The organism is Bradyrhizobium sp. (genome assembly GCF_035652035.1).
GTDB lineage: Bacteria > Pseudomonadota > Alphaproteobacteria > Rhizobiales > Xanthobacteraceae > Bradyrhizobium.
Genome location: NZ_DASREO010000053.1, coordinates 20,452 through 46,120, shown reverse-complemented (window position 1 = coordinate 46,120; position 25,669 = coordinate 20,452). Strand labels below are relative to the sequence as shown.

Below are 25,669 nucleotides of genomic sequence, written 5' to 3'. Positions count from 1 at the left end.
CAGGCGGTAATGACATCGACACAGACGGCAGGTGCGGATTCGGCGACAGGTCCATTTTACGTTGACGCCGAGGCGGCTGAGGCCTTCGGCCGTGGGCTGTTGATCGCGCACGACCTGCCAGAAGAGGCCGCGGCGACGGTGGCGCGCTGTCTCGTGAAAGCGGATCTGCGCGGCGTCGACACCCATGGGCTTCAAACATTGCCGCACTATCTCGAACGCGTGCGACGCGGCCTGATCAATCCGCGGCCGAATTTGAAGGTCGAGCGCGTCACGCCAGTGGCGGGTGCTCTCGACGGCCAGGATGCGTTTGGCTTTGTCGTCGCAACCAAAGCCATGGCGGAAGCCATCGACATGGCGCGCGAGTTTGGCGTCGGCATCGTCTCGGCACGCCGCAGCACGCATTTCGGCGCGGCCTGCAACTACGCGCTGCAGGCGATGGACGCAGGTTTCATCGGCATCGTCTTCACCAATGCGTCCCGGGCGATGCCGCCCTGGGGCGGCCGCGAAGGCCTGCTCGGCACCAGCCCGATTGCAGTCGCCGCGCCCGCGGGTAAGGAAACGCCATTTGACCTGGACATGTCGCCGGCGGTCGCCGCGCGCGGAAAAATTCGCCGCGCCGCCCGGCGCGGCCAGCAAATGCCCCTTGGTTACGCGCTCGACGCCAAGGGCCGCCAGACCACCGACCCGCATGCCGCGCTCGATGGCGGCACGGTGCAGCCAATTGGCGGACCGAAGGGCTCGGCGCTTGCGATGCTGATGGATGTGATGGGCGGGGTCATTTCCGGTGCGGCGTTCGGCGGCGACGTGCGCAACCATTTCGAGGACTATGAAGCGCCGCAGAATGTGGGGCATTTCATCATGGCGATGAGGCCGGACCTGTTCGTGAGCAGGGATGAATATCTAAAACGCATGGACGTGCTGGCGCAGCGCGTCCATGCCAATCAGACCGCGGAAGGCTTTGACGAGGTGATCATGCCGGGCGAGCGGGAGCGGCGGCTTGAGGCGAAGCATCGCCGCACCGGCTTGCCGTTTCATGCCAAGGAGATGGCGGCCTTGCAGGAGGCGGCGGCCAAAGCCGGCTTGCCGCAGCTCGCCGTCTCGACCGCACCGCTGGACTAGGCGGGGAGGCGGGACCATGACACGACGCATCCGGGTCATGATCGTGGTCCCCGAGAACAACACCACGATCGAGCCGGAAATATCGGCGCTTTGCCCGGCGCTCGCGCCGCTTGCCGTCGCCCGCGTCAAACGTCCGCCGCGGACGTTGTTATCAGAAGATTTGCCGGCCTATACCGAGGCTACCCTTGAGGCCATTGCGCCGTTCGTGAATGAACCGTGGGATCTCGTGATCTACGGCTGCACGGCAGCCGGCTTTCTCGGCGGTCCCGAGAGCAACGAGCGCATGGTGACGTCTCTGCGCGAGCGTACCGGCGCCATCGTCGTCAGCACGGCCAGCGCGATGATCGACGTGCTCCGCGGGGAGGGTGTCGCGGAAACGGCGGTCGTGACGCCCTATCTCGAACCCGTCAACGACGGCTTGCGCCGTTATCTCGAGGCTTCCGGCATTGCCGTCGAGAGGTTGAACAGCTTTCTCTGCAAGACCACCGCCGAGCTTGGCGCCGTCACCGAGCACGACGTGATCGCGCTGGCGCGGCGGACCGTAACGCCGTCGAGCAGGAGCCTGTTCGTGGCCTGCTCGCAATTGCCAACCCTTCGCGCAATCCCGCAGTTGCGCCGTAGCCTGCGCATTCCCGTCTGGTCATCGATCCGGGCAACCGCCTGGATGGGCGCAAAGGCCATGACGGCGAGCGGCCTACCGGCGCCGTTCCAGCGCGCGATGAGCGAGATATGAACGCAACGACCGAACATGATCCCGATGCCGGCTTCGAGCCCGCCTTTGCCGCGCCGGCCAATGCCTGCGATGCGCATTTTCACGTGTTCGGGCCGGCCGACAAATACGCCTACGGCACCGACATCCGCTACAAGCCGCCCTATGAGCCGGTCGAGCGCTACCTGAAACTGGCGCGTCGTCTCGGCTTTGTGCGCTACGTCTTCGTTCAGCCGAGCGCCTATGGCTTCGACAATTCATGCATGCTCGATGCGATGCGTGAGCTCGAGCCTGACATCAGGCGCGGCATCATCGACCTCGATGAGAGCAATACCAGCGACAGAGAATTGGACGAGCTTGACTCCCTCGGCGTGCGCGGCATCCGCGTCAACATCTCGCCGATCCGCAAACCCGAGGCGGGCCTTGCGGCTGCAATGCTGCCGCGGATCCTGCGGCTGGCCAAGATCTGCGCCGAGTTGACATGGCACCTCGATTTCCTCATTCCCGGCTGGCTGGTCGGCGAATTGCTGCCGACACTGTATGATTTGCCGGTCGAATTTTCGGTCGCCCATATGGGGCTTTTCCCGGCCAAGGATGGTCCAGAGCAACCCGGTTTTCAGTCGTTTCTGGATCTGGTCGACGACGGATCGAAGCGCTGCTGGGTCAAGATGACCGGCATCTACCGCTTTTCCACCGCGCCTGATTTTGCCGACGTGAAACCGATAGCGCAGGCACTGATCGCGCGCGTGCCCGATCAGTTGATCTGGGGCAGCGATTTTCCGCATTTGTCTTTTCATGATCGGGTCGGAACTATCCAACTTTATAATCTCTTGAGCGAATGGGCGCCCGATCCGAAAATGCGCCAGCGCATTCTCGCCGACAATCCCGCGCGCTTGTTCGGATTCGTCTAGGCCATCACGTGGCAACATCGGAGCACCGAGTGAACCGACGCGAATTCGTCGCAGGTCTTGCCACTCTCCCGGCGCTAGTGCGCTCCGCGCGCGCCGAAGTCTCGTCAATCAGGCTCGGCAAGCAATATGGCCTGCCGTTTCTGCCGCAGATGGTGATGGAAGATCACAAGATGATCGAGGCGCATGCGGCGCGCCTCGGCATCAACGGTCTGTCGGTGATCTGGCAGACCATGGGCGGCCCTGGCGCGCTGAACGACGGTCTCTTGAGCGGGAGTATCCAGTTCGTCAACGTTGCATCGCCCTCGCTTGCGACCCTGTGGGACAAGACTTACTGCTCGCCTTCGGAAGTCCGCGCGATATGTGCCGTACAGTCGATGCCCTATGTTCTGACCACCCGAAATCCCGCGGTGAAGACGATTGCCGATTTCACCTCCGCCGACCGGATCGCGGTGCCGACCGTCAAGATTTCAGGTCAGGCCATGGCGCTGCAAATGGCCGCCGCAAAACTCTGGGGTTTTGAAAAATACGACCGCCTCGACGAGTTCACGGTTTCCATGGGGCATCCCGACGCCATGCAGGCGGTCGTTTCCGGCCAGACCGTGAACAGTCATTTCAGCGTGGCGCCGTTCAATTACTACGAGCTGCGCGTGGCGGGCATCCACAAGGTGCTGAGCAGCTACGAGACCGACGGCAAGCACACCAACGGCCTTCAGGTGACGACAAGAGCCTTCCACGACGCCAATCCGAAAATCTGTCAGGCGGTTCGTGCCGCACATGAAGAGGCCAACGCCTTCATCAAGCGCGAGCCGAAGGCATCGGCTGAAATCTACCTGAAGCTCGTGAAAGACAGAAAGAACTCCGCCGACGATCTCGTCACGATGATCACCGATCCCGACATCGACTACACCACGACGCCAGCCAACCTGATGAAGCATGCCGAATTCATGCACAGGGTTGGACGCATGAAGCGCCTGCCGGCCTCATGGAAAGACCTGTTCTTCGCTGAGGCGCATGACCTGCAGGGGACCTGAGGCTCCGCAACGGCTGGATCGACTGCGCTTCGCAGTCCCCGAAAAGCGGCTGCGGTGGGCAGGGTGCTTCCGCCGGCGACGAAGCCGGATTTCAGCCTCACGACATCAATTTCATCCCCTGACGAAATGGACGTGAAACACAAGGCTGCAATCCTTGTCGGGTAATCAACAACGGAGTTGGTTCCATGACGCTGATCCTCCGTCTCATCTATCGGGAATACTGCCGGTCCTTCCGGCTGCACCACCGGTTTTTCTAGCGCTCTTATCCGATGCCCCGACAAAAACCGATTGCGGTCCCCACGTTTCTCGCGGCCATTTTGACCGGGATTGCCATTTGGCTCATCGCGGGGACGCCACCGCATACACCGAGGCCCGTCAACGCCCACCAGTTCATTGTCTCGATCAAATAGTAGCTGCGTTCTAACCCATCCTATTTTGGAGACCGTTATGCAGCGCGAATTGCCTCTCATTCATTTTACGACCCAGGCTGAGGTCCGCTCTCAAGCCGAATACCGGCGCACTGAAGAACTTGCCGAGCTGCTGAAGGTGTTCTTCGTCCGGTGGACGGCCAAACTTCGCGGCCGCAAGCCGATCGTTCTCGGTACGGCTCAATACGCACAAGCCGGACACCGCCGGCTTGCGCCGGGGCAGAGCTGATTGGCAATAATCGGCGCGTCGCGCGCAGGCGAATGTTGGAGCCCAACTGTTAGTGACGAGCCCATTCGTCGACCAGGCGGTGCACCTCCAGGAGATGCTCGCGAAGCTGCTCGAGCGCAAATCCGAGCGCAAAGAACCGCTCTACGGATTCGCTCTTCATGTCGCGGGTCAGTCCCTCGTGGCGAACCGCGCCGAACTCCTCAATGTAGTCGCGGAACGCCACCTCCACCGCTTCGAGCGGCGGCGGCGGTTTCTGGTCGCGCAGCGCTGCGGCGCTGGTGCGGAGGAAATCGCGTCCCGCCGCCTCGACATGCGCAAGCGGCTGCTTCAACCGCGCGGAGACCTCTGGAGGGAGCTCACATCCCGCGACCCGGCCGAGCATCACGATGTCGTGGCGCAGCCGCAACAGCGTACGCAGCAGCGGCCCGATTTCAGGGGCGGAGGTGAGGCGCGCATTGCGCTCGTGCCTGGCCTCCGCGCCGATCGTGTTCAGCCGCGTCAGTGCGGTCGCGATTCCGTCCTGAATCCGCCGCCGCTCTACGGGATCGAGCTCTCGCGTGTGGTCTTCCAGAAACTTGGAGAGCGCGTCGGCCATCAGCTCCAGCATATCCGCCGCAGCCTGGATGGTGATCTCGTGCGCGCGGGCCGGGAACAGCAGAAACGACACGATGAAGCCGACGGCGCCCCCAACCGTGACCTCCAGTACGCGATCAAGTGCCGAGGCCGCTGGGCTGACATGTTGCATGCTGGGTACCAGAAGCACGATGATCGCGGTGACCGGCAACACGTTGAAGTTGGCGCGAAATGACGCGATGAAGGCGAGCGGTGCGATCGCAAGCGCCAGGACCGCGAGCAGCGCCCATTCGCTTTCATGCGGAATCAGGATCGCGAGCGCCCCGCCGTAGGCAACGCCTCCGAAAGTGCCGATCAAATAGTCGCTTGCAACCTTCAGCGAGCGGCCGAGGCTCATCTGGGTGACGATCAGCGAGGTCAGAACCGCCCAGAGCGGCAGGTGCAGGTGCAGGACTTGCGCCAGCGCGAACGCCGACAGCGCACCGACCGTGACCCGCAGGGCCAGAATCAACTGCAGCCGGTAACGGCGAATCCGCCCGCGGATCAGTACAAGCAGTCCGGCGAGACGATTTCTGTCGGATAACATGCGGCTGGCAAAACCTGAGACGTCCGGTTTAAGCCAGCCCAAAGGCGAAAACAATGCGAGTCCGGCCCCTCGACGTCCGTCTGGACGGAGCCCAGACAAAAAAACGGCCCCGGCGCAGTTGGGGGCAATCTCAACTGAGCCGAGGGCCGTTCAAATGCCCTTCGCGGTGTACGGATCTCACCGACGAAGCTTGGGGGCAACGGCCACCATATTCGCGCAGGCTTACACGGACCTTACGAAGTGGCCGATGCCGCCACGACGCACCTTAAAAGTTGGTAACGGTATTCGCGCGCGGCAAAGCATCACGACTTTGAGATTTCGGAACCTCCTTTCGGAGGCGGAATTGATCGGTTGCATTCAAGGAGGAAGCCAATGAACACGATGAAAGCGATCAGCGCCGCGGCTCTTCTTTCGGCCATCCTCGCCGCCCCGGTTTTCGCGCAGGGGTATCGGCCTTATATCGGCGGTCCATATGGACGTGGACCGGATGGGTTCTACGGTGCCTACGGTCAAGCGCCCGGGGACTATCTGCCGCCCCGGAACGCTGACGAATACTGGAATCTCGTCAACCACGGCTTCACTGGGAGAGATCCGTCGCGCGTGGGCGGCAGTTCGCCCTCACTGAGGCCGTCCGGCAACTAGGTTTGTCCGCAACGCGGCCCTGCAATGCAGGCAACCAAGCGGTCCTGGAATGCAAAATTCCAGGACCGTTTTGCGTCGGCCGGCAAAAGTTTTCAGTGCGGAAAAGCTTATCGGCAAAAGCTGCCTTTCGCGAAAGGATTTGCTCTTAACGATGCGTGCGAGAGCTGTTGCGTTGCTATTTCGGAAGCGCGCTTGTCGCCCCTTGTCGCTCCTTGGGCCGCGGACCAGATTTCATGCACATGCTTAAATCCGGGAGATGCGCATGAGCCTGGTCGAAAGAAAAATAGAATCGCTGCCCTTCGTGCTTGCGGAACTGAACTACCTCGCACCGGTCAACGGTAAACCACGCACTTACGCGTTTGACCCGCCGGCGGGAGAGGCCAGGTCGACCGCGTTGCCGGAGTCGCACCAGGTGCCAATCTTCGATGGCCGGGTGGTGGCAAATAGCTTCTCGCTCGATCGCGAAGGCTTTGCGCTAGTGAGGCATCCGACGGCAGTACGGGATTTCTACGACGATCAAGAGGTGCGCAAGGTCTACTATCCGGCGGCGGAGGCGTTTCTCAGGGCGACGTTACGAGCGGACCGCGTCGTCATCTTCGATCACACCGTGCGCCGGCGCGTCGATGGCGCCGCCGATATCCGCGGCGCCGGTCCGCGGCAGCCGGCAACGCGCGTCCATGTCGACCAGACCGATACGTCCGGCGCCAACCGCGTGCGCGAGCATCTGCCTGCCGAGGCGGATGAACTCCTGAAGGGAAGGGTACAGGTCGTCAACCTGTGGCGTCCGATCCGCGGCCCGGTGCGTGATACGCCGCTGGCGCTTTGCGATGCGGCAAGCGTTGCCGCGGGCGATCTTGTCGCCTCCGACCTGATCTATCCGAACCGTAACGGCGAAACCTATTCGGTGAAATTCAACCCGGACCATCGCTGGTTCTATTTCCCGGAGATGACGCCGGACGAAGCGTTGCTTTTGAAATGCTACGATTCGGCAACCGATGGCCGTGCCCGCTTCGCCCCGCATACCGCCTTCGTCGATCCGGCGACGCCGAAAGATACGCCGGCGCGCGAAAGCATCGAGCTGCGGACATTGGTGTTTCACCGGGAGTAGATTGCGCCACTTTGGCCGCTCAGGCGGCTCAAGAGGAAGTTCCGCGAACGCATTGGTTCCCTTGCGATTGCGCGCCTGGTCAGCCTGTGGATTTCGCGGCGAACACGTTGCCTCGCCCCGATCGAATCGCTTAGCGTTTCCTCGGGGTAGGCAAATGAGAGCATCGCAATGGCTTCATCTGCCTTGGAGAACGCCCTTACCGCTGCCTGCGTCATTATCGCAGTTGTAGTTGTGTGTTGGGGTATAAAGATCCTCGCCATCTAGGCGAGCAAATCGTCCGTGGCCTTCGAGGCATCACGGCGCTGCTTGCGTCTCGTGGATCCACCACAGCACGCCGGCCGGATCAATCAGATTGACTATGGTGACGCCCCATTCCGCCTGGTGCGGCGGGCGTGTCCTGACGCCGTACCGGCTCGCAAGATCGGCCGCGACGATGCGGTCCCACCACGGCTGCACGTTTGAAACATAGAGGTGGATGACGCAGTTGTCGGCCCAGTCGCGGACATAGTGGTTCTGAAGCAGGAACGAGCAGGCGCCGAGGCTCATTTCTGCAAGATTTCCGGTCAGCAATCGCGGTTGAAAGCCGAGATCGCAATAGAACTGTTTGCTGGCCACGAAATCCTTCGCCGGCAGCATCGGCCGCGTCGCGCGGACCGTTTGCGCCAGCTCGCTCGCCTCATTGGACATGCACCTTGCTCCGTTTGAGTGCGTTTCTCATATCAACAGCGCTGGGCAAGCCGCGGCAATGCCGTGGAGGATCGGGCAATTGATCCAAGCGGCGAGGAGGGCACGTGCTATTGACCCGCACCCGGCTGGCCCCTACACAGCGGCCTTGAGCGAGCGCGTAGCTCAGACGGTAGAGCACGTGACTTTTAATCACGGGGTCCTGGGTTCGATCCCCAGCGCGCTCACCAACAAAATCAATAGCTTAGTTGGATATTTCTCGAAGCCGATTTTTGTTATGTGGGCAGCGTGTTGGCAAATCAGTTGCCGCGCGAGATCGATTTCGGCCGAAGGAGCAGTCATGATGGATGAGTTTTATTTCAACGACGAAGACGACGCCAAGGCTGAGATCAGAGCGGCCGTGCGCTACCTACTTAAGGAAGCCTCAGGCTCCGATCGCGGAGAAATTGTGCGGCAGATCACTGCGATCGTCACAGAGGAGGCGCGGGATCTCGGGGCTGATCCGCTGGACGAAGGCCTGCCTGGCGGCTAGCCCTTGCGCTGCGGGGAATGCATGCGGCGTCAAGGGACGATCGACAGCAACGCAAACAGAGCAATGTTGCCGTCGCTTTTGGCCGATTCCCGTGAGGCGGCATAGCCGCGCGACACTTCGATGCCCCTCTCGGAAATCACCCATTTCCAAAGCGTCGGATCTAGTTCCGTCACATCAAGGTTGAGCAGACGCACGCAGAATTCGTCGGCCATATAGAGCAACTGTGCATCGCGGCGATCTTTTACTAGGGGGATAGCGGGTTCAGTTTGAGAACGGGCGTGACCGAAACCCCGCGCTCCGCCCCGTCGTCGGTGCATTGCTGTGTCGGTCGAGCGGAGGCAGGGTGCTCGCGCGCTTGGATCAAAGAGCCCCGAAAGGACACGCTCCCAAGCTGGAATGCGAGGCTCCCCGCAAGGGACACAGCCGACAGATGCCCCCGGCCTGCGCCGGATACGGCCCGACGTGACGCCCGACGGATGATCCGTTTTGCGGGCGATTTTTTGTGTCTGCAACTAGACGGAATCACCCAAGCCGTGATTTCGTCTGTCCATGACAGAAGAACGGGCACCGATTTCAGCTGAACTTCGAGAGGCATTCCGCGAGGCTCTCGCCAAATATAAGGACTGGCGCTCTGGGGTGGTGGACGAGCCACGGTCAGTCTGAATATGCGGCCTGAGACAATCAGTTGGATATGTGAGCTGGTGAGCGTGCACCAGGATCCGCTGGACGACCAGACGCGCCAACTTCTCGTGGACTCAGTCCGGAACGTTGATGGCTTGCCCGCCGAACAAACTTTCGCCTCTGCCGCTCCGTTTCTCAAAGGACTGATCAAGGAGCGAAACGATCGCAATCGCCTTCGGCGCGCATCCGAGTAAAGCGCCGGACCGTTAAGCCCCGCGGTCCCCGTGGCGGTATCAATAATCGCCTTACCTAGCTGGTTCGGCCCCTAGGGCGTTTGGGGGGTCATTTGAAGCCATCGGATAGCAGCATCGCGAACAGGGCGGTATCGCCGTCAATCTGAGCCGTCTCCCGACTGGTGGCGTATCCGTGAGCTACTTCAAGATTTGCTTCGGAAATTTGCCATTTCCAAAGCGTAGGCTCTTGAGCCTTCACCGTGACCTCTAGCATTCGATGGGCTGATTTCATCCTCGCAATATGCGCTCTGCCCCCTCCGATTGCTAGGCGTCAGGGCTGCCACAATCAAACCGACCCACTACCGCCATTCGATTGCCGCGCCGCAGGCTGATCTTGGTCTGGATCACCGTAACTACCGCGTGGACGAAGCCATTTGGTTTGACTGCGAAGCCGTCCGGAAACAATCCGGGCGCAGGCTTATGAGCCAGTTGCGTACACAGATCGGAAGTGGTCGCCAAGAAGGTCAGGCCGATTGTCCTAATTTCTTCTAATCTAAAAATTGACTCGCATTCCTGTTCTGCAGCGAGCACGTTAAGTCAATCACCGTCCCGCCCTCGGCTTTCATCGGTGACTGAGAGTGTTGTGCTCCCGCCTGAATCCAGGGGTGAGCGTCATGCCTAAAAACCCTCCACCTCCCGCCTGCCTGAAGTGCGGCAAGCCTATGCACTTCTTGATCGTCAAAACCGGCGGCCGCAAATTCCGATGTGTCAGATGCGACGACGTTGATCCGCTGCGATTATCAGAGATTCGGGCCTTGATCGCACGCGAACAGCCGCGGCCCAACTAAGGCCGCTTCAGCGGGCGGCATCGACCTTGATTACCTGATCACCGCAACGAAAAAGCCGCCGCTGGGGTTGAGACAGCGACGGCTCTACGCAATATCAGCTAGTGACCACCAGAAGGCCACAACGGGATGATGGGCCTGGGCGGTTAAGCTCGAGTTACTTATCGCCTCAGCCGGCGGGCATGTGCGGCCAGCCTTTGCCCGTCGCCGCTCTCCGCATTAAAGCCGCGATGTGCCTGCCAGAATTACGGATTGATTCGACGGGGGCCTGTCAATGAAAGCCTTTGCATCCGCATTAATTGCCGTGGCCATACTCTATGTTGCTGATCACCAATACAACGACGGCCGCTATGCCCAAGTCATTCATCAAGCAATGACGAGCGTGCTTTCCCGTTAGAGAGAGGGCGCGGGACCGAAGCCCAGGCGCGCCCTAGCGTGGCCGTTCTATGCGCTTGGCGTGCCGCTATTGATGATGGCGGCAGGCCTCAGCAAACTCGCTCAGTGGATCGCTGGCGATGACTGGCCGCCATCGGGAAGCCGGTGGCCATAGCGGATTCTCGGGCGTCGGGGGTAGGATTGGCGCGGCAAAAAACCGTTGTAAGGCAGCCTCACCAATTTGGATGAGGCGGCCCTTCTTTTTTGGGACGATAATGGTGACGTTTCAGCACCGATTGATACTTGCGAGCTATCCCGACTGGCCAAAAACCAGCCGGGTATTCGCTGTGTCATAAGAAAAGCGCGCGACCAAAGACCCGCGCCTGTCGCCTGTGCTGCTATTTCGCAGCGCTTGTCCACAGCGACTTCCGGTATGACCGGCAGAAATCAAACGTTTAGGTCAGTGCAATTGCTGTTTCCGACTCAGGCAAACAGGGAAACTCATCGCGGTTCACAAATGAAGGAGCAGCGCAGATGGCGGAAGCAGAGATCGGATGGATCGCCGCGATCATTGTTGGCGGCCTGGCGGGCTGGTTGGCAGAGATGTTCATGAAAAGTGGGACCGGCATTCTTATGAACATCGTTCTCGGAATCGTCGGTGCCGCGCTGGCAAATTGGCTCCTTGGACTTTTTGGTGTGGCCCTTGGCGGCTGGCTGGGTTACCTGATCACGGGCTTTGTCGGCGCTTGCATCATCATCGCACTCTGGCGAGCGATCAAAGGTCGTCAGGCGGTCTGAGTCCCTCTCGGATATCCAATCCATAGGAGCGCACCCAAACTAAAACCCGCCGGGGACGAAGCCGGCGGGCTCTAGTGACCAGAAAGTTATCGCGGCACGCATACAAAATCCGCGACAGACACAATCTGACGCCAATCGATTGACGCTTCGTTATCGCCTCAGCCGCTTAGCATGAGCTGCTAAGCGCTGCCGGTTACGGTTAGATCGGCGCCAGCGCACGGGCACCCGCCGCTAATTCCCTGCAGGAACTTTTCGGACGCGGTGGGCGTTGAGTTCGTCACACTAAGGCAGGACCGTGAGCCCGGAGTTCCGGTTATGAGCAGTATTCCTCTGGACCTTGAAAGAAGGTGCGAACAGCGGTGGGCTGCCAGATTTTCGGCCATGCGTACGCTCCGAGAGCAACATCGCCTTGAAAGGCAGCAGCAACAACTCACCGCGCCCGACAACAGCAAAAGAAAAACCCGTCGCGTTGAGGCGGCGGGCTTGAGGTCTGTACCGGCGGTGTGAACGCGGGACCGAAGCCCCGCGTCCTACGAGACTTTACGGCGCTCGGGGCGGGTCATCTGTCAACTTTGTTTTTTTCTTGAGCCAGTCGCCAGAGTTGGAGTTGATCCAATCTTTGGCCTCACTCTCGCTTGCGAACCCAGATATCTGTTCTTCTATTCCGCCTTGGGGCGAATAGATCACAAGATAAGCGCTACCATCTTTGAGGGGACGCGCGGTGAATTGTGTTGCTGTTTTTGCCATCGTGAGATTATGCGCTCAAACACGATCGATGCCTAGCAAATCTGTGTGTAAAGAACCCGGCGGCGGACCAATATGGATCAGCTGCGGATTTCGGCTATCTCCTTGGCCGTCCGGCGTGTCGCCAGCGTACCCGAGTACGCTTGCGGTGTGATCGGAGTTGGCCTGTCCGTATTTGACCCCGGGTGCGAGGCCGCCAAGATGACGGAAAACCACGAAAAGTAAAAGCCGCCGCTGGGTTGAGACAGCGACGGCTCTACGCAATATCAGCTAGTGACCACCAGAAGGCCACAGACGGGATGATGGGCCTGGGCGATCGGCGCCGGCGCTTCATGCTTCGAGGATCTCTTCGACCCGCTCGTGAAGCACGTCGTCTTCGTCGAACTCGGGAAGGTCAGGCATGACGTAGCCGGAATCCGCAACCATCTCTGCAAGCCCGACGAATTCGGCCACCGCACAGAACAACCGCTGGAATGCAACCTCGTCGTTAAATTCGAGCTCTTCTAGGCCAGCGAAGGTCGGGCGGATGTCGAACAGTGCTACCAGGGCTTTCGCCCGAAGTCCTTCGATCGACGACGCGGGAAGCGAATGGATCGCGTACTTGATCGGCTCCATCTCGAGCGAGAGAGCGTCCATCCGATCGTTTGCTTCATTCGCACTCGTTCTGAGCCAATCGAAATATTCTCGGACCCATGATGTAAGCGCGACGAGGCCGGCCGGGGTGGTCGGGCGCGTGCCTACGACCTTATCGAAGGCAGCGTCTCGACGGCTCCAGAGCGGATCGGTGGTAGTCTCGTCAACATCACCCGGAAGCTGGAAAACCGCGGTGAGAGCAGTGTTAGCCTGGTGATATTCATCTATGGCCGCGAAGATCGGATCAGGCTCGGCCGGCGCAGCCGCCAGCGATGTGGGTGCGAGAGACAGGGCAGCAAGGCCGGCAAGAGCCCCGCGGCGGGATAGAGACGTGTTTAGGGGTGGCGTGCTAAGCACGCTGCCAGCTTCAATCATGGGATTCGCGTCCTTTGTGGTTGGAGTTAGAGCCGAGTCGGGAAGTGTCACCTTCCACTCGGCTCGATTTTACGGTACAACCTAAATTATGAAAAAGTCAATAAAGGTTGCACCTAAAAAGCCGCGCGGTAGACCAGCCACAGGCAAGGACCCCCATATTGCTGCGCGCATGTCGCCCGCCTTGATCGCAGAGGTCGAGGCTTGGGCAAAAGCGAACGGCACAACCCGCTCTGAAGCTATCCGCCGGCTGGTCGAGCTCGGGCTGACCGTCGGCGCAAAGCAGAAGCGGACGACGGCAACCACGGCCGATCGCGCGAAAGAGCTTGCGTCGAAGACAATCGACAGCTTGACCGGCGGCACGCCGAACAACGATGAGAAGGCCAGCCGGAAGGGCCGCTTGATCAAAGGTCCCGAGGAGTTCAGGGAAGTGCGGATTGACCGGCCAAGGGGGAAGACTAGGTGAAGGGCTGGAGATGGATTGGCAAGAGTTCAGATCTGCATTAATCGCCGCTCTACTCTTCGTCATTTGAATTGTCTTGCAGCAGCGATATTCATTGAGGGCGGCTGAAGACAAAAGGAAATGAAAGCCATTCTCCGAGAGGTTCTACATGTGCTCTGCATTGTAATTGCAGTCTTGTGCGGAATAGCAGCAGTTACGATTGCAGTGGCAATCGCCACAAACAAGCTTTCAGATCCGCAGGCTTGGATGGCAGTGGTGTTCTTTGTGGCGGTCGGCGCCGCTTGCAGGATAGCAGGTCGCGCGGCAAAAACCTGAATCGCCAGATGCAATGACTCCCAGGCTGCCTGATTTCCTGATTTGACAATTTCCCGGCTGGGGAAATCTCTTGCGTGCGCGCGCTGGTTGCGCTTGGCTCCGCTGCATGAAGCTTAGCAACAGAGAACTTGAAGAGAGCGACCTTGAGGGATTGACGAAGGAGGTCCTGCATACCTCGGATAGAACTGCAGCTATCGTATTGACAGCATGGGTCGAACGAGAACTTGAGCAGTGGATTGTCACTGTGCTGCCGCGAAATGATCCAAAGACAATAAAAAAACTGCAAGGCCGCGACGGCGCGCTAAGTAGCTTCTACGGAAAAATCCATCTCGGATTTGCGTTAGGTGTTTACGACGAAGTTACCCGGGACAACTTGGATATCATTCGTGGCGTGCGAAATGAGTTCGCTCACGCGGCACAACCGATCAGCTTTGAGACCGATGAAATAAGCAGCGAGGTTGCAAAACTGAAATCTGTGCCGAGGGGCGATTCATCCTGTCCAGAGGTCGCAGCACTCTCTGAGCCAAGGCGCAGGTTTACAAGCGCTTGTGCCGCTCTGGTGGTGAGGTCGCGCTTAGAGCCTGTCCGCGAAGCGCTGGAATTGTTCCGGGACATCCACGATGTCATCTACCCGGCCACCGAGGAATTTAAGACGCTCCCCACGCCAGAAATTGAAGATAGGTTCAAAAGGGCCATCACGGCACTGCAAAGGTTGGTTGGGGGCAAATCGCAGGTCACCCCCAATCCCTAGCGGCTTCCCTCGGCTGCGACTCAGCGGCATGAATCGAGGATGGACAAGCCAATCATTCGCATCATCCGCACGACGAAAGTATTGAAGTCAGGGTCTCCCGGTTTTTCTATTTCGATGAAAACCCGGCCCGGCGCTCGATCACCAAGCGAACGAGCAAGAAAGAAGCGGAAGATGCCGCCAAGAAAGTCGCTCGCGATGTGCGCGACAAGGCGCGGGCCTGATCATGAAATTCGTCAATGCTCGCGCTTACGCTGATCCCGAGGTCGCCGCACGGAAACTGATGGAAATCGCGTTCGGCGTCGAGCCGGTGCAGGACGGCCGCGTTCACATCGAAAAGATCAACTGGCCGTTCCTATCGGAATTCGGTGGGTCGCCGTCGGAGTACAAGGCCGGCCTAACGCTTGCGATCGAACGCGGCTGGCTCTGGAAACACGAAAGCGGAACCTTTGTGAGGCTCACCCAGGCCGGCAAGGACATGTTCGCGTGAAAGCGCCGAAACCGCTTGATCTTCCGCCAGGATGGGGCACGGCCGAACGAACCGCATCGACCGACGCTAACTTAGGCGTTCGTCTGATCCTAACCGGCCAAGAGGGCGAAAGCCGCCATCTCGATAATTAGGACGGTGCTGACAACGGCGAGTGCAAAATACACCTCGCCTGTTGAGGATGGCGCGACTCGCATTGGCCTGTCTCGTTCTCGTTTCCTAGCCGAGAGAATCACTATTGCGAGTATAACCTACGGTTTTGCTACCGTTTGGGACGTGTCATTTTGCTGCCTCTTACGGCTGCTGCCGCGTAGACCCCCGCGAAGACACAAATGACACCGACGAACGATAGTGCGACAAGTTTTTCCATCCCACTTTTTGCGCTCAGGCATTGCTTCTTACCAGCCGAACAGCGAAGTAACCTTGATAGGTTAGGTTAATTGCGCGAGATGGCGCCGGCAGCATCTACGGCGTGTGCGCTGGCCTTCCTCTGGAATATTTTTGGATAGAAATACTACGTCAGATGGGATTTTTTTCAGATGGCATTTTCAGTGATTTATCAGGACCAGCACAATGGACCAAAAAAGGTTATTGGTTTTACCGGCAAAATGCTGGTGGTGCAGGATCAGGAATTTGGGGGGGGAGCGTCGTGATCCCAGTTTCACGCTGGAAGCTGTTGGAAATCGGGATTAGTTGCATCCGGGCCGCGATATTCGATCGATAGACACGAGCGCATGGTGATCCGCAAGCCGACTGAGCTACCGCCTGCCGTTGCCTACGGATTTGTTAGTGCGATGAATGACTATTTCGCTGAAGAGGATGACACGAAGCGCGACGCGATAGCCGCCCATCAACTTAAAATTTTGAGCGACTACCAGAACCCACAGGACAAGCCGTTGCGCCTCTCCGACGTCGCTTTCTTTCCCTGAAGGGTCGATCCGCTGAAGAAATGGACCTTATTGCCGGCCTTTGGGACCGGCAGCGCGGATACGATTTTCTCGTTGATCGGTTGCATTGCCTGCTCTCGTGTGGGCACATCGAAACAGGTTTGAGATTCATTGATTTGCGATTCGCCGTCAACGAAAACGCGCAGAATTCATTGATTCAGTGATATTTTCTGGGGATGGGCCTGAAAATAGAATCCGCTTCAAGGACTTAGCAAAACGGCTCAGGTTTGACTTTTAATCACGGGGTCCTGGGTTCAATCCCCAGCGCGCTCACCAATATCGCCATATAATTCAACGCGGTATAAAGAAGGCCTCAGCTCGCCTCGGAGCGGATTTCGCTCGGGACCGGCTGCGACGGCGCTGTGACTGAGGGCAGGGCCACCGGCCGCAGGCCGATCAGCTCGGCGGTGCGGACGCCGGCGTCGTGCCAGAACTTGAACGAGTTGATCCGGGAACTCTCGAGGATCGCAATCGCGACAGCCGCGAGGAAAGGCAGGCTCTCCAGCACCAGCACGCCGGCAAAGATGTAGATTTCGCGGATCTGGTTGGAATTGTTGGTCACGATGAGCACGGCCGCGCCGATCAAGAGCAGCACGCCGATCACGGCTTCCCAAAACGCCTGAAATTCGATCGACACCCGCGACAGACCGCCTTTGGAGGTGCGCGCGAACGGCAGATGTTCGGTAATCAGTCCCTGTGCAACCGCGCGCGAGACAGTCCACTGCACGCTCATGGCGGCGATCATCGCCCCCAGCATCTGTCCCCATTTCACCGGCACGCGCAGGCGATAGAGGATGAGGAAGTGCGCCAGAGTGACGACAAAGGCCGCGATGATCGGCAGCGTCAGAATCCTGTCGGGGATAGCAATTCCGGCAAAGGCGACGATCGGCACCCAGATCAGGTTGAGGATCGCGACCAGGACGCCCAAGGTCTCAGCGCCGAGCCAGTTCAGCCAGCCCAATGAAAACTCGCGCTTCTGATCGGGCGTCAGCCGGCTCGCGCCGGGCAGGAAACGCCGCCAGTGCTTCTTGACGATCTGGAAGCCGCCATAGGCCCAGCGATGGCGCTGCTTCTTGAACGCCTCATAGGTATCCGGCAAGAGGCCCTGGCCGTGACGATAGTTCGTGTAGTGCGTCAGCCAACCGTGCTCGATGATGGCGAGCCCCAGATCGGTGTCCTCGCAAATGGTGTCGCTGGACCAGCCGCCCGCCATATCCATTGCCGTACGGCGGATCAGGCACATCGTGCCATGCGCGATGATGGCGTTCTCCTCGTTGCGCTGAACCATGCCGATATCGAAGAAGCCGGCATATTCGCCGTTCATGATGTAGTGCATCAGCGAACGGTCGCCGTCGCGATGCTCCTGCGGCGCCTGCACGAGGCCGACGCGCGGATCGGCGAAAACCGGAACAAGGTCCTTCAGCCAGTCCGGCCCCACGACATAGTCGGCATCGAGGATACCGATGATCTCGGCATCAACAGCGGTCCGTTCCATCGCAATGCGCAAGGCGCCGGCTTTGAAGCCCTTCACCTTCTCGGCGTTGATGAACTTGAAGCGCTCACCGAGCGCGCGGCAATGATCCTGGATCGGTTGCCAGAATGCCGGATCGGGCGTGTTGTTGATGATGACGACACATTCGAAGTTCGGATAATCAAGCCGCGAAATCGCATCGAGCGTCGCTTTCAGCATCTCCGGCGGCTCGAAATAAGCGGGGATATGGATCGAGACCTTCGGGAAGCTCACGCTGTCGCCCATGGTCGCAGGCACGGTCGGCTCGCCCTTGACGATCAGGCGGCGCGGCTTTCGCCCAAAGGCAACGGCCGCAATCTCCTCGACCCGCGCCATCGCGATCAACACCAGTGGCACCAGCAAGGTCATACCCAGCGTCAAGGCAAAGGCTGAGCCGAGGACGAAGTAGTGCCCGTTCCAGAAAGCGAAGACGGTGGCGGCCCAGGCGCCGACGCCATGAGCTGCTGCGGACAGCGTCATCGCCTGCAATATGGTCGGCTGCGCGAGCCCGAGGATCGGCAGCGACATCAGGATGCCGACGAGCAATGCGATGGTCGCAAGCTTCCAGTAGTCCGGATTGACGATCGGGCCAACCCAGTTGAATTTCGGCTCGCCTGAATTGGTAAGAATGCCCCAGTAAGGACCGACGCCGCCTTCAAAGTATTTCCAGGGCCGATCCATGCCCTCGACGATGTTGTAGTCCACGCCAATCGCTTCGGCGCGGCTGACGAAATTGCGAAGCACCGTTGCCTGTTCGAAAAGACCGGGCACAGCCCTGCCCAGATTGTAGCCCGCGCTCGGCCAGCCGAACTCCGCGATCATGATGCGTTTGCCGGAGAACTGGTTGCGAAGCGACTGGTAGCGGTCAATGGCCTGATCGACGGCTTCGCTCGCCGGGAACCGTTCCCAATAAGGCAGCACGTGCGCGGCAATGAAATCGGCGGCGTAGCCGAGATCGGGATGCTGGCTCCAGACGCTGTAGATATCGCCTGTCGTCACCGGCACGTTGACTGATTTCTTGACCCGCTGAATCAGGCGGATCAGCCGCTGTGCATTGTTCTCGTCGTTCGCCCACTTCGAAGCTTCAGACCGTTCTTTCTCGGGCCTGGCTTCCGCATCCTTGATCCGCTGCGCCTCCTCGGCGAGGATTCGCTTCAATTCCTCGGCGGATGCCTCTCGCTCCGAGGGAGGCACCAGATTTTCGAGCGGAATTTGCAAGTCCGTGAAAATCGTCTCGTTGCCGACGACGATTCCGATGACGTTACTGTTATGCCGCGCAAGATCGATGGCGAAGTTGATTTCCCGATCGTTGCGGTCGACGTCCTTGGCAATCCAGATGCCGAGCATGACCTTCATGCCGAACTCTGCGGCGATCGGCGGAACGAGCTGACTGCCCTCGGTCGACGTATAGAGGCGGACCGCGCGCGTGATGGTCGACAGTTTCTTCAGGTCGGCGCGAATGACCTCGGAGTCGGCGCGAACCGTTTCGGACTCTGTCGCGCTATCGACGGCCGTCCGATGACCCGGCGCGAACGGCGCATAGGAGACGCTCGGCAGCGTCCCGTGAAAATCAGGAGCTTGCTGCCTTTCCTGAAAAAAACCCCAGAGCGCGGCGTGGGCAGCGGCTACGAACACAAGAACAGCGACGACGGCGCGCATCGCAACTAACCATACGGGGCTAGCGGTGGGACAAAGCGAACCCGACCCCAAGGTTCGGCAGATACGGGAGCGATTCTAAGGATAATCCTGCCACGCAATTTAACAACTAGTATGGTGGATTTGACATTCGCTCCAGTATTTCCTCGACCACCTGACGAGCGAATGTCAAATCCAAAACCATACTAGAAACCTATATTCGCCAGTGTCCTTTCGGTTCTGACATTCGTAAACGCACCCGCCACCACAGGATACGAATGTCAGAACCGGGACACTGGTATGAAGCGATGGCGTTTTCAGGGCGCAAATCGCGCGGCAGGTTTTAACCCCTTAGGACCAGCCTTGTTCCTAAAGGGCCGGCGGCGGATGGGTCACTTGGTCGCCGGCGCGGGGGTCGGCGCAGGTCCCGCAGCGGCGTTACCGGCTGTCGTGGGGGCGGGGGCAGGGGCTGCGGCCGTCTGCGGCTGGGCACTGGGATTGATCCAGCAGACGTGGGTGCGGTTGTTCAGGCTGTTAGCCACCACCTTGTCGTCGATCTGGGCGAAGAAGCGGGTGAGGCAGCGGAACGCGGCCTGCACATGGCCTCCCGGACAGCCGAAACGGTCATAGAGATCGAGGTGACGAAAGGCAGTATCGAGGTCGTCCTTATACATCAACTGGACGACCCGGCGGCCAAGCCAGACGCATTCCGGGTTGCCGGCCGGGCCACTGATGGCCTGGGCAGCCTCGGCGAACTCATCGGTCTTGCGCTGGTTTTCCTTGGTGGCGTCGGGCGCGCCGGCGGCTGGCTTGCCGGCTTGGTCCGGGTTCGCCGGCGCCCCGCTCTGGGCCAGCGCGCCGCCAATGCCGAGCATCAGGGCCAGAACCGGGACAACGAAATAGCTCAACACCGCAAACCGACCCGCAAACAACCGCTGACGCATAAATTCCCCGATTTGGTTCCGGCCAATTCCCGCTGGACAAGACCGCGTCCACAAACGATTTGCCGCCGAAATGGGTCTCCAATACGGCGAGCGGGCGAGCCGGAATCCCATGGCGGAGATTTTGGATTTAATCAAGCAAACCTGCAACTTTATCGTGCCTTGGTAAAGCCGGGCGAAGATTAGGACGCCTCCCGATCCTTCCCGCTCTTGGCAGATCGCCTCTGACCGGTTAATCGACGATCCTGCCCGAAAGGATGGAACCGATTACTCTTCGCACGCCGTTGGCGCTTCTCATACTATCCTTAGGTTCGATTGCCGCGGTGTGGTGGTGGTTGGCCACGCCGATTTCGCTTGCGCGCGCGCCGATCGATCCCAACGCCAAGCTGCAATGCGTGTCCTATGCGCCGTTCCGCGGCGACCAGTCGCCGCTGTCGGCTACCACGCACATTACCGCGGAGCAGATTTCCGAAGATCTTGCCCAGCTTGCCAAGATATCCGATTGCGTTCGCACCTATTCGATCGATCACGGGCTCGACCAGATTCCCGCACTCGCCGCCAAAGTGGGACTGAAGGTCATTCAGGGAATCTGGCTCTCAAGCAACCGCCAGAAGAACGCGGTTCAGATCGCAACGGCCATACGACTAGCCAAGGAAAATCCCTCGACCATCATTGCCCTCGTGGTCGGCAATGAGGTGCTGCTGCGCGGGGAAATGAGCCAGTCCGACCTCGCCGCCACGATCCGGTCGGTCAAGGCGCAGGTCGCGGTGCCGGTGACCTATGCCGACGTCTGGGAATTCTGGCTGCGCTACCGCGAGATTTACGAGGCGGTCGATTTCGTCACCATTCACATCCTGCCCTACTGGGAGGATTTCCCGATCCGCGCGAAATATGCCGCCGCTCATGTCGAGGCGATCCGCCGTCGCATGGAGGTGGCCTTTCCGGGCAAGGAGATCCTGATCGGCGAAACCGGCTGGCCCAGCGCCGGGCGCATGCGCGATGCGGCCTTGCCGTCACGCACTAATCAGGCGCGGGTGGTCTCGGAAATCCTCGATCTCGCCAAGCGCGAGCATTTTCGCGTCAACTTGATCGAAGCCTATGACCAGCCATGGAAGCGCGAGCTCGAAGGCACCATGGGCGGCTATTGGGGGCTGTTCGATTCCGTGCGCCGGCAGCTGAAATATCCGCCCGGCATAGCCATCAGCAACTATCCGTACTGGAAGCTGGATATGGCGGGCGGCATGGTGCTGGCGCTTGCGGGCTTTGTCGTGGCCTGGCTGGCACAGCGGCGCAAACCCTGGAAACCCGGCTTTGCCGCCTGGCTCGCGGTCGGCTTTTCCGTCACGACGGCCGGCGCATTACTGGGGATCGCCGTCGACAAGATGCTCTATGAGAGTTACGGCATCGGCGGCTGGCTGTTCTGGGGGGCGTTGCTGGCGGCAGGCATCGCATCGCCCTTGTTTGGCGCGTACGCCTTGATGTCGGGCCGCAGCGTACCAACGTTCCTGGGTCTGCTTGGCCCGGCCGACTACCGCGACCGCTCCTCGTGGACGACCGTGGTATTGGGGCTGGCTCTTGCGGTCACCACGGTGATCGGCGCAGCCACCGCGATCGGCCTTGCCTTCGACCCGCGCTACAAGGATTTTCCGTTTGCGGCGCTGACCATGGCGGTCGTGCCGTTTGCCGTTTTGTCCCTGCTCAATCGCCCGAAAGAGGGCGTTCGTCCGATCGCCGAGGCAACCTTTGCCGGCGTGCTCGTCATGACCGCGATCTTTATCGGCTTCAACGAAGGCCCGGACAATTGGCAGTCGCTGTGGACCAGCGGAATCTATGCCCTGTTCGGCGCTACGCTGTGGCGGGCGCGGGCCTTGCAAATCCCAAAATAAGCAGGCCGATCGCCAGCCCTGACAGCACGACGTTATAAAGCACGATGCCGAAACCGGCGGCGATCAGGCCGAGCGTGAGCAACACGATCGACGGTCGCATGACATGCAGCACCGCGATGACGAGCGCGGTGATTCCAAAAACCGAATTGCGGAACAGCGGGGTGGCAAGCGCGCGCGACCTGCAGAGCAGCGTCTGCAGGCCGGCATCGCAGGCGAGCGACGTCGAGGACAGCTCGATCGCCATGTAGCGCACGTAGATCGCGTAACCGACGGTGAGGAAGCCCACGATCAGCAGCCACTGCACCTGATAGGGGGTGAGACGGAACGGGGATTTCTTCACGGATCAGGTCCTTCCGAAGGCGCCAGCCGGTTTGCCGCGTTTGGCAAGCCTGCGCAAGGTCAATCTGGCGCGGATCGGAAACGCCTTACCGGGACCATCAAGAACGATTTCCAACCGATTGGGAAAATGAGGTTTTTGGCCCGGACGGCGGGTCAGCTTCTGCCGAAAATCCGCGATAGCGTCGATGGTTCTGGTTTCGGCGGGTCTTCTTCCTTGGGCGCGTGCCTTGAGATGTAACGGCGGTGGCCGGAATACTTGGAGGTTGACGCAGGTTTGGCGTCGGCTTCGCCTTTGGCTTCAGTTACGGGCTTGGTCTCGGCGGAAGTTCTGGTGTCGGCCTTGGGCAGGTCGTCGGCTCCCATGGATAACCGCTGGCCTTCGAACACCGTCGTGGCGCAGCCGCGATCGCTGATCGTCAGCGACGCGCAGATTTTTGCCGCTGCCGCCGCGTCGTTGATCGGTCCCGCCACCAGCCGCAACTGCATGCCCAGTCCGTTATTGCTCTCCTTGATGACGATAACGGGGCGCAGCGTCGTCAGCGCAGCATTGGCGTGCGACTTGAGGAGCCCGCGCCACAACGCGCGCAAACCGGGGACCGAGTTGGCGCCACCGACATCGACGCCAAATTCCGTGCGCCTCGCCACGAGCGCCGGAGCTGGCTCCGGTTCGGTCTCTTCAGGCATTTGCTTGGGCGCAACCGCTTCCTTGGGCGCAACCGCAGCGATCTCTGGCAACGGCGCCGACGTGACCGTCTTTGGCGGCGTGTTGGGCCTTTGCGGTGCGACCGGTTCGATCAGCTTTGCGGCGGCTGGATCCGGCGGCCCCATCATCGACTTCGGGGCCATCAGGGAGCCCGACGGTTCAGCCGAGGCGGATTGCTGGCTACTGGCCGATTTTGCAGCGGGGCTCGGCTCCGATGGCGGAGCGGAAGACGCTTGCTTGTCCGCCTTGTCGCGCTTGTCCTGCTTGTCGGCGACGACTTTGTCGGGAACGGCAGGCGCGGTTGCGGCGACCGGCGCCACGGCGGGGGCAGGCGGCGTGGATTTGGCGGCCGCGGGCGGCGGATCAGCCGATGCGGCTGGCGCGGGAGCGGTGGATGCAGTGGCAGCCGCGACCGCTGGTGCAGCCGACGCGGCCGGAGGTTGTGATGGGGCCGGAGGGGGCGTCGAAACGGATGATGAGACGGAAGGACCGGCAGGCGGAGCCGCACTCGCATTCGGCTGGTTTGACGTCGTTGGGCCCGCGCTCGTTTGCGGCGGCGAAGGTGCGGGAGCCTGCCTTGCAATCGCTCCGGTGACGGAATCGAGCCCCTGCTCGAGACCGGCCACGCGCGAATAAAGCCGGTCGCGATCGCTGTTGAGCGTATCGATGGCGGAGGCCAGGCGTCGGCTCTCGCTCTGGCTTTCCCGGGTGGCGAGTTGCAGCGCTTGCGCCTGTCTCATGAGATCGGCTGAAGCGGTTTGTTCGCGCCGCAGACCAATCGAGGATTGGTTGACGACAAGGGCAAGAACGACGGCGCCGATCGAGACTGCCGCCCAGGTTCCAAGCCGCCAGAGGGTACGACGGTCAAAATCGTCTTCCTCGGCGAGCAAGCCGGATAACCCGCCGCCGGTCTCTTCGTCGAAGCGGCCGCGCAGCTTGTCGGAATCCTTCGCCATGAGATGTCTACGGCCCTCCTTAAGGCCCCGCCGAATCAACGCCAAACATTAACAGGAAATTGGCCGCTATCTTCGGATCGTCAGCGTGAGTCGCGGCGAATCCGGTTTCCATCTGACGTGAAAAGGCTCTATGAGGGCGGCTGCGGCTCCGGCCGCTTAGAACTATCCAAGGGTTTTTTGATGAGCGGCAGGACCAGCCTGACCATTGTGCTTGCGGCCGGCGAGGGAACGCGGATGCGCTCATCGACGCCGAAGGTCCTGCACCCCATGGCCGGACAATCGCTGCTTGCCCACGTATTGTCGGCCACGCCCAAGGGTGCCGGCACTTCACTTGCCGTCGTCATCGGACCGGAGCACGAGGCGGTCGGCGAGGAAGCCAGGCGTTATCGGCCCGACGCCGAGACATTCGTCCAGCGCGATCGTCAGGGGACGGCGCATGCCGTACTCGCGGCACGCGCGGCGCTCGCGCGCGGATCGGACGACCTGATCATTGCCTTTGGCGATACGCCGCTGATTTCAGCCGCAACATTCGAGCGGCTACGCGCGGCACTGAAGGGTGGCGCAACGCTCGCCGTGCTCGGCTTTCGGGCTGCCGACCCAGCCGGCTACGGGCGGCTTCTCGTGGAGAACGGACGCTTGATCGCGATCCGCGAAGAGGCCGATGCGAGCCCGGCGGAACGCGACGTTACGCTCTGCAACGCCGGCGTCATGGCCTTTGACGGCCGAAGAGCGCTTGCGCTTCTTCAGAAGATCGGGAATGCCAACAGCAAGGGCGAATACTATCTGACCGACGCAGTGACCATCGTGCGGGATGAGGGATTGGAGGCTGTCGTGATCGAAACCAGCGAGGACGAAGTGCGCGGCATCAACACCAAGGCGCAGCTTGCCGAAGCGGAAAGCGTCATGCAGGCACGCTTGCGCAAGGCCGCCATGGACGCGGGCGTGACCCTGATCGCGCCGGAGACGATTTTCCTCGCCGCCGATACGACGTTTGGCAAGGACGTCACGATCGAGCCGTTCGTTGTCATCGGCCCAGGCGTCTCGGTCGCCGACGGCGCCGTGATCCATTCATTCTCCCATATCGTCCAGGCGTCGATCGGAAAGAAAGCGTCCGTCGGACCCTACGCGCGCCTGCGTCCGGGGACCTCGCTCGGCGAGGGCGCCAGGATCGGCAACTTCGTCGAGACCAAGGCCGCGACGCTAGATGCCGGCGTCAAGGTGAACCACCTGAGCTATGTCGGTGATGCGCATGTCGGCGCCAATTCCAATCTCGGCGCGGGGACGATCACCTGCAACTATGATGGGTTCAGCAAGCACAGGACCGAGATCGGCAGCGGTGCTTTCGTCGGCACCAACTCGTCCCTGGTAGCGCCTGTTAAAATCGGCAATGGCGCCTATATCGGTTCGGGCTCCGTGATCACCCGCGATGTGCCTGACGACGCCATGGCAGTGGAGCGCAGCCAGCAGACCAACCGCGAGGGTGGGGCTACGCGCTACCGTGAGCTCAAGACCCGCGGCAAGACCCCGAGGGGTGGTTAAGGCTGCTCGTTAAGCCTTCCACTTAAC

The 25,669-nt window shown here is 60.4% G+C and carries 23 protein-coding genes and 1 tRNA gene; 16 read left to right on the top strand and 8 right to left on the bottom strand.

From position 1 onward, the window contains the following. Nucleotides 1-9: 9 nt before the first annotated feature. The 5 genes from VFB05_RS14970 to VFB05_RS14950 all read left to right on the top strand — a co-directional run bounded on the left by VFB05_RS14970 (nt 10) and on the right by VFB05_RS14950 (nt 4,427). Nucleotides 10-1,119 (top strand): Ldh family oxidoreductase, encoded by a 1,110-nt coding sequence (locus VFB05_RS14970; protein WP_325013509.1) that lies wholly within the window; start codon nt 10-12, stop codon nt 1,117-1,119. Between the two features lie 16 nt (nt 1,120-1,135). Continuing rightward, complete coding sequence (locus VFB05_RS14965) at nt 1,136-1,852, top strand: hypothetical protein (protein ID WP_325013508.1); 717 nt, start codon at nt 1,136-1,138, stop codon at nt 1,850-1,852. Then, on the top strand, nt 1,849-2,739 hold the full coding sequence (locus VFB05_RS14960; protein WP_325013507.1) for an amidohydrolase family protein: 891 nt from the start codon (nt 1,849-1,851) through the stop codon (nt 2,737-2,739). Before VFB05_RS14965 ends, VFB05_RS14960 begins: the two co-directional genes overlap by 4 nt. 29 nt (nt 2,740-2,768) lie before the next feature. Next, nucleotides 2,769-3,770 carry an ABC transporter substrate-binding protein gene (locus VFB05_RS14955; RefSeq protein WP_325013506.1) on the top strand — a complete coding sequence of 334 codons (1,002 nt, stop codon included), beginning with the start codon at nt 2,769-2,771 and terminating at the stop codon, nt 3,768-3,770. A gap of 447 nt (nt 3,771-4,217) precedes the next feature. After that, a complete protein-coding gene (locus tag VFB05_RS14950; RefSeq protein ID WP_325013505.1) occupies nt 4,218-4,427 on the top strand; it encodes a hypothetical protein in 210 nt (69 codons plus the stop codon). Nucleotides 4,428-4,476: 49 nt separating this feature from the next. Here the strand turns inward: VFB05_RS14950 and VFB05_RS14945 are convergent, their stop codons facing one another. Then, nucleotides 4,477-5,586 carry an FUSC family protein gene (locus VFB05_RS14945; RefSeq protein WP_325013504.1) on the bottom strand — a complete coding sequence of 370 codons (1,110 nt, stop codon included), beginning with the start codon at nt 5,584-5,586 and terminating at the stop codon, nt 4,477-4,479. Between the two features lie 372 nt (nt 5,587-5,958). Here VFB05_RS14945 and VFB05_RS14940 point away from each other — a divergent pair, with 372 nt between their 5' ends. Beyond that, nucleotides 5,959-6,228 (top strand): hypothetical protein, encoded by a 270-nt coding sequence (locus tag VFB05_RS14940; RefSeq protein ID WP_325013503.1) that lies wholly within the window; start codon nt 5,959-5,961, stop codon nt 6,226-6,228. Between the two features lie 262 nt (nt 6,229-6,490). Further along, entirely contained in the window at nt 6,491-7,336 is an 846-nt protein-coding gene (locus tag VFB05_RS14935; RefSeq protein WP_325013502.1) for a CmcJ/NvfI family oxidoreductase, read from the top strand. 294 nt (nt 7,337-7,630) lie between these two features. Here the strand turns inward: VFB05_RS14935 and VFB05_RS14930 are convergent, their stop codons facing one another. Beyond that, a complete protein-coding gene (locus VFB05_RS14930) occupies nt 7,631-8,023 on the bottom strand; it encodes a glyoxalase (protein WP_325013501.1) in 393 nt (130 codons plus the stop codon). A 151-nt stretch (nt 8,024-8,174) separates the two neighbouring features. On the opposite strand from VFB05_RS14930, the gene VFB05_RS14925 reads away from it, so the two are divergent. Together VFB05_RS14925 and VFB05_RS14920 are read left to right on the top strand one after the other, a co-directional pair. Beyond that, a tRNA-Lys gene (locus tag VFB05_RS14925) sits at nt 8,175-8,250 on the top strand. A gap of 110 nt (nt 8,251-8,360) precedes the next feature. Further along, entirely contained in the window at nt 8,361-8,552 is a 192-nt protein-coding gene (locus tag VFB05_RS14920) for a hypothetical protein (RefSeq protein WP_325013500.1), read from the top strand. A gap of 29 nt (nt 8,553-8,581) precedes the next feature. On the opposite strand, the gene VFB05_RS14915 is transcribed toward VFB05_RS14920, so the two are convergent. Continuing rightward, on the bottom strand, nt 8,582-8,764 hold the full coding sequence (locus VFB05_RS14915) for a hypothetical protein (protein ID WP_325013499.1): 183 nt from the start codon (nt 8,762-8,764) through the stop codon (nt 8,582-8,584). A gap of 2,396 nt (nt 8,765-11,160) precedes the next feature. Between VFB05_RS14915 and VFB05_RS14910 the strand changes: the two genes are divergently transcribed. Then, nucleotides 11,161-11,424, top strand: coding sequence for a GlsB/YeaQ/YmgE family stress response membrane protein (locus tag VFB05_RS14910; RefSeq protein ID WP_325013498.1), 264 nt, complete (start codon nt 11,161-11,163; stop codon nt 11,422-11,424). 1,074 nt (nt 11,425-12,498) lie between these two features. Here VFB05_RS14910 and VFB05_RS14905 read toward each other — a convergent pair. After that, a complete protein-coding gene (locus VFB05_RS14905; RefSeq protein WP_325013497.1) occupies nt 12,499-13,176 on the bottom strand; it encodes a hypothetical protein in 678 nt (225 codons plus the stop codon). A 169-nt stretch (nt 13,177-13,345) separates the two neighbouring features. Here VFB05_RS14905 and VFB05_RS14900 point away from each other — a divergent pair, with 169 nt between their 5' ends. The 4 genes from VFB05_RS14900 to VFB05_RS14885 all read left to right on the top strand — a co-directional run bounded on the left by VFB05_RS14900 (nt 13,346) and on the right by VFB05_RS14885 (nt 16,115). Then, nucleotides 13,346-13,639, top strand: coding sequence for a hypothetical protein (locus tag VFB05_RS14900; protein WP_325013496.1), 294 nt, complete (start codon nt 13,346-13,348; stop codon nt 13,637-13,639). A 418-nt stretch (nt 13,640-14,057) separates the two neighbouring features. Continuing rightward, on the top strand, nt 14,058-14,702 hold the full coding sequence (locus VFB05_RS14895) for a hypothetical protein (protein ID WP_325013495.1): 645 nt from the start codon (nt 14,058-14,060) through the stop codon (nt 14,700-14,702). Nucleotides 14,703-14,925: 223 nt separating this feature from the next. After that, nucleotides 14,926-15,189: a hypothetical protein gene (locus VFB05_RS14890; protein WP_325013494.1), complete on the top strand. Its 264-nt coding sequence runs from the start codon at nt 14,926-14,928 to the stop codon at nt 15,187-15,189. Nucleotides 15,190-15,920: 731 nt separating this feature from the next. Next, nucleotides 15,921-16,115 (top strand): hypothetical protein, encoded by a 195-nt coding sequence (locus VFB05_RS14885; RefSeq protein ID WP_325013493.1) that lies wholly within the window; start codon nt 15,921-15,923, stop codon nt 16,113-16,115. Nucleotides 16,116-16,446: 331 nt separating this feature from the next. Here VFB05_RS14885 and VFB05_RS14880 read toward each other — a convergent pair whose 3' ends face one another. Beyond that, nucleotides 16,447-19,302, bottom strand: coding sequence for a glycosyltransferase (locus tag VFB05_RS14880; protein ID WP_325013492.1), 2,856 nt, complete (start codon nt 19,300-19,302; stop codon nt 16,447-16,449). A gap of 368 nt (nt 19,303-19,670) precedes the next feature. Beyond that, nucleotides 19,671-20,222, bottom strand: a complete 552-nt coding sequence (locus tag VFB05_RS14875; protein WP_325013491.1) for a beta-1-3, beta-1-6-glucan biosynthesis protein — start codon at nt 20,220-20,222, stop codon at nt 19,671-19,673. A 254-nt stretch (nt 20,223-20,476) separates the two neighbouring features. Here VFB05_RS14875 and VFB05_RS14870 point away from each other — a divergent pair, with 254 nt between their 5' ends. Next, on the top strand, nt 20,477-22,105 hold the full coding sequence (locus VFB05_RS14870) for a beta-(1-6) glucans synthase (RefSeq protein ID WP_414643203.1): 1,629 nt from the start codon (nt 20,477-20,479) through the stop codon (nt 22,103-22,105). On the opposite strand, the gene VFB05_RS14865 is transcribed toward VFB05_RS14870, so the two are convergent. Together VFB05_RS14865 and VFB05_RS14860 are read right to left on the bottom strand one after the other, a co-directional pair. Next, nucleotides 22,065-22,445 carry a hypothetical protein gene (locus tag VFB05_RS14865; protein ID WP_325013489.1) on the bottom strand — a complete coding sequence of 127 codons (381 nt, stop codon included), beginning with the start codon at nt 22,443-22,445 and terminating at the stop codon, nt 22,065-22,067. The genes VFB05_RS14870 and VFB05_RS14865 overlap by 41 nt on opposite strands. A 152-nt stretch (nt 22,446-22,597) precedes the next feature. After that, the gene (locus VFB05_RS14860) at nt 22,598-24,103 is read right to left on the bottom strand and encodes a hypothetical protein (RefSeq protein ID WP_325013488.1); all 1,506 of its coding nucleotides are present in this window, start codon (nt 24,101-24,103) and stop codon (nt 22,598-22,600) included. A gap of 180 nt (nt 24,104-24,283) precedes the next feature. On the opposite strand from VFB05_RS14860, the gene glmU reads away from it, so the two are divergent. Continuing rightward, nucleotides 24,284-25,642 (top strand): bifunctional UDP-N-acetylglucosamine diphosphorylase/glucosamine-1-phosphate N-acetyltransferase GlmU, encoded by a 1,359-nt coding sequence (gene glmU / locus VFB05_RS14855; RefSeq protein WP_325013487.1) that lies wholly within the window; start codon nt 24,284-24,286, stop codon nt 25,640-25,642. Nucleotides 25,643-25,669 lie beyond the last annotated feature (27 nt).

Bases quoted from the DNA above. Each gene is read 5' to 3' on its own strand.
- VFB05_RS14970 (WP_325013509.1), top strand. From the start codon at position 10: ATGACATCGACACAGACGGCAGGTGCGGATTCGGCGACAGGTCCATTT.
- VFB05_RS14965 (WP_325013508.1), top strand. From the start codon at position 1,136: ATGACACGACGCATCCGGGTCATGATCGTGGTCCCCGAGAACAACACC.
- VFB05_RS14960 (WP_325013507.1), top strand. From the start codon at position 1,849: ATGAACGCAACGACCGAACATGATCCCGATGCCGGCTTCGAGCCCGCC.
- VFB05_RS14950 (WP_325013505.1), top strand. From the start codon at position 4,218: ATGCAGCGCGAATTGCCTCTCATTCATTTTACGACCCAGGCTGAGGTC.
- VFB05_RS14945 (WP_325013504.1), bottom strand. From the start codon at position 5,586: ATGTTATCCGACAGAAATCGTCTCGCCGGACTGCTTGTACTGATCCGC.
- VFB05_RS14940 (WP_325013503.1), top strand. From the start codon at position 5,959: ATGAACACGATGAAAGCGATCAGCGCCGCGGCTCTTCTTTCGGCCATC.
- VFB05_RS14935 (WP_325013502.1), top strand. From the start codon at position 6,491: ATGAGCCTGGTCGAAAGAAAAATAGAATCGCTGCCCTTCGTGCTTGCG.
- VFB05_RS14930 (WP_325013501.1), bottom strand. From the start codon at position 8,023: ATGTCCAATGAGGCGAGCGAGCTGGCGCAAACGGTCCGCGCGACGCGG.
- VFB05_RS14920 (WP_325013500.1), top strand. From the start codon at position 8,361: ATGATGGATGAGTTTTATTTCAACGACGAAGACGACGCCAAGGCTGAG.
- VFB05_RS14915 (WP_325013499.1), bottom strand. From the start codon at position 8,764: ATGGCCGACGAATTCTGCGTGCGTCTGCTCAACCTTGATGTGACGGAA.
- VFB05_RS14910 (WP_325013498.1), top strand. From the start codon at position 11,161: ATGGCGGAAGCAGAGATCGGATGGATCGCCGCGATCATTGTTGGCGGC.
- VFB05_RS14905 (WP_325013497.1), bottom strand. From the start codon at position 13,176: ATGATTGAAGCTGGCAGCGTGCTTAGCACGCCACCCCTAAACACGTCT.
- VFB05_RS14900 (WP_325013496.1), top strand. From the start codon at position 13,346: ATGTCGCCCGCCTTGATCGCAGAGGTCGAGGCTTGGGCAAAAGCGAAC.
- VFB05_RS14895 (WP_325013495.1), top strand. From the start codon at position 14,058: ATGAAGCTTAGCAACAGAGAACTTGAAGAGAGCGACCTTGAGGGATTG.
- VFB05_RS14890 (WP_325013494.1), top strand. From the start codon at position 14,926: ATGAAATTCGTCAATGCTCGCGCTTACGCTGATCCCGAGGTCGCCGCA.
- VFB05_RS14885 (WP_325013493.1), top strand. From the start codon at position 15,921: ATGGTGATCCGCAAGCCGACTGAGCTACCGCCTGCCGTTGCCTACGGA.
- VFB05_RS14880 (WP_325013492.1), bottom strand. From the start codon at position 19,302: ATGCGCGCCGTCGTCGCTGTTCTTGTGTTCGTAGCCGCTGCCCACGCC.
- VFB05_RS14875 (WP_325013491.1), bottom strand. From the start codon at position 20,222: ATGCGTCAGCGGTTGTTTGCGGGTCGGTTTGCGGTGTTGAGCTATTTC.
- VFB05_RS14870 (WP_414643203.1), top strand. From the start codon at position 20,477: ATGGAACCGATTACTCTTCGCACGCCGTTGGCGCTTCTCATACTATCC.
- VFB05_RS14860 (WP_325013488.1), bottom strand. From the start codon at position 24,103: ATGGCGAAGGATTCCGACAAGCTGCGCGGCCGCTTCGACGAAGAGACC.
- glmU (WP_325013487.1), top strand. From the start codon at position 24,284: ATGAGCGGCAGGACCAGCCTGACCATTGTGCTTGCGGCCGGCGAGGGA.